The sequence below is a fragment of the Streptomyces mesophilus genome, assembly GCF_011044995.1.
In the GTDB taxonomy this organism is placed as follows: domain Bacteria; phylum Actinomycetota; class Actinomycetes; order Streptomycetales; family Streptomycetaceae; genus Streptomyces; species Streptomyces mesophilus.
The window spans coordinates 1-3,963 of sequence record NZ_JAAKZW010000390.1; the positions used below are offsets into that span (position 1 = coordinate 1).

General features: G+C 71.1%; 5 protein-coding genes. 2 read left to right on the forward strand and 3 right to left on the reverse strand.

All coding sequences use genetic code 11. The features are described 5' to 3' along the window. Positions 1 to 272 precede the first annotated feature (272 nt). Positions 273 to 1,067: a methyltransferase domain-containing protein gene (locus G6045_RS39675; RefSeq protein WP_165337102.1), complete on the reverse strand. Its 795-nt coding sequence runs from the start codon at positions 1,065 to 1,067 to the stop codon at positions 273 to 275. A gap of 141 nt (positions 1,068 to 1,208) precedes the next feature. Between G6045_RS39675 and G6045_RS39680 the strand changes: the two genes are divergently transcribed. Then, on the forward strand, positions 1,209 to 1,874 hold the full coding sequence (locus tag G6045_RS39680; RefSeq protein ID WP_165337103.1) for a hypothetical protein: 666 nt from the start codon (positions 1,209 to 1,211) through the stop codon (positions 1,872 to 1,874). A 55-nt stretch (positions 1,875 to 1,929) separates the two neighbouring features. Here G6045_RS39680 and G6045_RS39685 read toward each other — a convergent pair whose 3' ends face one another. Both G6045_RS39685 and G6045_RS39690 read right to left on the reverse strand, forming a co-directional pair. Beyond that, entirely contained in the window at positions 1,930 to 2,349 is a 420-nt protein-coding gene (locus tag G6045_RS39685; RefSeq protein WP_165337104.1) for a CBS domain-containing protein, read from the reverse strand. A gap of 260 nt (positions 2,350 to 2,609) precedes the next feature. Next, entirely contained in the window at positions 2,610 to 3,242 is a 633-nt protein-coding gene (locus G6045_RS39690) for a nucleoside/nucleotide kinase family protein (RefSeq protein WP_165337105.1), read from the reverse strand. A 212-nt stretch (positions 3,243 to 3,454) separates the two neighbouring features. Here G6045_RS39690 and G6045_RS39695 point away from each other — a divergent pair, with 212 nt between their 5' ends. After that, positions 3,455 to 3,937 carry an anthrone oxygenase family protein gene (locus G6045_RS39695; RefSeq protein ID WP_165337106.1) on the forward strand — a complete coding sequence of 161 codons (483 nt, stop codon included), beginning with the start codon at positions 3,455 to 3,457 and terminating at the stop codon, positions 3,935 to 3,937. Positions 3,938 to 3,963: the final 26 nt, after the last annotated feature.

Genomic DNA, 3,963 nt, shown 5'->3' on the forward strand with positions numbered 1-3,963 from the left:
GGAGGGTGGGCGCACGGCCCCCGCGCGATGCGCCCGGAGCCCGGGCCGGCGAACAGTGGCGGACGACGGTGCCGGCGGCCGGTCGGGGCGGGCAGGCGGATGCGGGGCGCGGGCGGCGGATCCAGGGCGCGGGCGGTCCCGAGGACCAGTGACCGCCCGCGGCGGAGGGAGTCGGGCGGTTCGGAGTCCGACGGTTCGAAGTCCGGCGGTTCGGAGTCCGACGGTTCGGAGTCGAGCCTGCGGAGTCCGGCTCGCGGAGTCCGTCGTCGGAATCAGGCCTTGCGACCCCAGGCCGAGATCATCGGCGAGGTGGCCAAGTCCATGGAGCCGCCCGCGACATTGGCCAGGTGGCGTTCGACCTCCGCGTCGGTGGCATAGCCGGCCGCGACCAGCTTCTCGCGCACCTGCCGCACCGTCGCGAGCTCCAGCGCCGTGCAGGCCGGTGAGGACACGGGGAAGTAGGCGTCCGCCTCGACCTGCGAGAGTCCCGCCTCGCGCAGCAGCCGGGGCAGTCTGCGGCCATACGTGAGGTCGGCGCCGCGTTCGGCGAGCAGCGCGCGGAAGCCGTGCCGCAGACGGTTCGCCAGTTGCTGCTCCGGGCCGTGCTCGTCGGGGCAGATCAGCGGTTGCAGCGCCGGGTCCGCGTCCTCGACCAGCAGTCGGCCGCCCGGGCGCAGCGCCCGGACCATGGAGCGCAACGCGCGCTCGCGGTCCGGCACATGGACCAGGACCAGGCGGGCGTGCACCAGGTCGAAGCCCTCCCCCGGCGGCTCCTCGGCGCCGACGTCATGGCGCAGCACCTGGACCGGCGGGCGTGCGGCATCGGCCGCCCACGAGGTGTCGATGTCGGTGGCGAGTACCCGCCCGGTCGGTCCGACCTTCTTCGCCAGCCAACCGATCACGGAGGTGCCGCCTGCGCCCACCTCCCAGACCCGCCAGCCGGGGCCGACACCGAGACGGTCGAAGTGCCGGAAGGTGGAGGGGTCGAAGAGAGCCGAGAGCGCGTCGAAGCGCTGTCCGGCCTCGGCCTGGCGGTTGTCGAGGAGGTAGCCGTCGGTTCGCGTCATGGGGCCGATCATCCCAGTTGTCATGGTCTGGGAGGGTTCTTGTGCGGGGTCGGCGGGCGGAAAATTTCGGGGCGGAGCAGTTCGCGGTGGAAATTTTCGAAGCGAGCGGAACCTCGTCCGGCCGAGCGGTGTATCCCATGCATGAACACGATTCGCGTGGACAACAGTCGCCGGCTCGGCGCTCGCCTCGGGGCCGTCGTGGCGCTGCTCGGCGTCCTGGCCCTGACCGCGTGCTCCGCCGGGTCGCCACCTCGGGAGGAACGCACCGGTCAGGCAGGCCGGGAGCGCCCTGGCCGGATGGGCGGGGAGAGCGTTGCGAGTGCGGGAGCCGAAGTGGCGGACGCCGTACGGACGGTGAAGGGCGGCTGCGGCGAGACGGCGATACGGGAGGGGGCGCCGCCGGGCTGGAATCCCGAGCCCGCCGGGTTCTCGGATTCTGCCGCCGGTCTGCCCTATGTCGTCGGGGCGCACGACCAGATCATGGGGTACCTGTGGGAGCACCCCATGACGCCGAAGGCTGCCGCCCTCGGCGACGGGGGCGACGGGGGCGACGGGGGCGACGGCAACAAGGTGCTCTGGTACGTGCGTTCGGCGCGCGAGGGGAAGCCGCTGACGATACGGGCGCATCCGCGCGGAGCGGAGCGGCCGGTCGTGAAGCTGTCGGTCCCGGCGGACTCGGGTCCCGGCGAGATCTACCCCTCGGACATAGCCGTACCTCGTCCCGGCTGCTGGACGTTCGAGCTGTCCTGGGCCGGACACCGGGACGAGGTGGACCTCAAGTTCCTTGCCGAGAAGGGGGCTTCATAGACAGGCGACGGGGGGGACGGACAGGCGGAGGAAGACGGGTGAGGCCGAGGGCGGGTCAGCCCTTGGCGTAGACGCTCTCCACCCAGGTGGCGATCTGGTCCTCGGAGAGATGCTTGGCGAGGTCGGCCTCGCTGATCATCCCGACGAGCCGCTTGTTGTCGATGACGGGCAGCCGGCGGATCTGGTGGCTCTGCATCTCCTCGAGCACCTCGCCGACATCGGCTCCGGCGTCGATCCAGCGCGGTGTGCCCTTGGCCATCTCGCCGGCGGTGGTCTTCGCGGGGTCGTGCCCCATGGCGACGCATCCGACGACGATGTCACGGTCCGTGAGGATGCCGCAGAGCCGTTCGTTCTCGTCACTGATCGGCAGGGCGCCGACGTTGAGGGTGCGCATCAGCTGTGCGGCGCGGTCCAGGGTTTCGTGGGCGGGGATCCACTGGGCCCCGGGGTGCATGATGTCTGCGGCGGTGGTCATGGGATACCTCCCGGTGTCCGGCAGAACCGGCGCGGCACGGACGGCGCCGCGGGGACCGGCGGAATCATTCTCGTCCGGGGGCATGAAGGGCGCACCTGGGGACGACAGGTGGCTACGTTGCGTGACGAACGGGGCGACCGTCTGGTGCCAGTCCCCCGTGCGCTGGTGCCAGTCCCTCGGGTGCCAGTCCCTCGGGTGCTTGCCCCGCAGGAACGCCTCGATCTTGCCCCGCAGCAACGCGTCGATACGGGCAGCCCCCGTCAGCCGTTCCAGGCCGGATGGCGGGGGTCGTCGGCGCGGATGAGCACGTCGGCCGTCTCCTGCGGGGTGGCCTCCTGCTCGTAGCGCTCGAAGGCCGGCAGGGTCCAGTGCTGGTCCTCGGGGGTGCGCCGGCGCAGCGAACCGGGCCCGAGGCGGATATGGACCGAGAGATCGAAGGGGAACCAGCGGCCGAGCAGCAGCGGACCGTGGAGCAACAGCACGCCACCGGAAGGGAGTTCGACAGGAGCACTGCGCGTCGCCCGGTCGGCGACCGGATCCCACAGGTCGGGCAGCACGCGCCCGCTGCCGCCGGGCTCCAGCGGACCGAACACCTCACGCCACAAGGCACTTGTGTCGAACCAGCCGTCCACATAGGAATCGGGGTCCTGATGGCCATGCTCATAGCGGAGTGACGCCGGGCGCAGAAAGCCCTCGGCAGCGACCACCAGCGGAGAACGGCCGCGGACACGCAGCGCCTGCGCCAGAGCTTCGGCCAGCTCTCCCGTGCCGGCGGCCTGCGCCCCGTCCAGGCCGATCCGCAGCCGGTCGCCGCCGTCCTGCGCCTTGAGGGCGAGCACGCGGTCGGCGAGGGCTTCGGTGAGCCGGTCCCAGGTGATCGGTTGGAGTCGCACGGAGGCCATGATGCCGTGCGGCGCGGAAGCACGGGCCAAGGGGCGAGACGCTCGCGTATGGGGGTGCGCGCCTGGTCGATGGCCGGAGGGTGGGCGCAGGGATTTCACTTGTGGTGACACCGGCGGCCGTGGAAGATCGGCGCGGTTGCCGCACTGATCGCGGTCACCGTCGGCCGGTGCGACCAACATCCCTTACTCACACTGGAGTTGCCATGATCGAAGGACCGTTCTTCGCGCTGACCCTGCTGGCGGCGCTCGGCTGCGGCCTGATCGCGGGCGTGTTCTTCGCCTTCTCCACCTCGGTGATGAGGACGCTCGGAGCGCTGCCGTGGAAACAGGGCCTCACCGCGATGCAGAAACTCAATGTGCTGATCATCAACCCGGTGTTCCTCGGGGTGTTCGTGGGTACCGCGGTGCTGAGTGTCGTGGTGGCCGTGATGACCTTCGTGATCTGGCCCGACGAGGGAGCGTGGGAGCTGCTGATCGGCTGTGCGCTGTACCTGGTGGGCTGCTTCGGAGTGACGGTAGCGGCCAACATTCCGAGGAACGAAGCGCTGGACAAGCTCGACCCGGAGGCCCCGGAGAGCGCCGAGCAGTGGAAGACCTACGTCAAGGAGTGGACCGTCTGGAACCACGTACGAGGCGGCGGAGCACTCGCGGCCTGCGCGGCACTGGTGCTGGCGCTGGCCGCGTGACGGGGCGTGCGGGCGGGGCGCGGGCG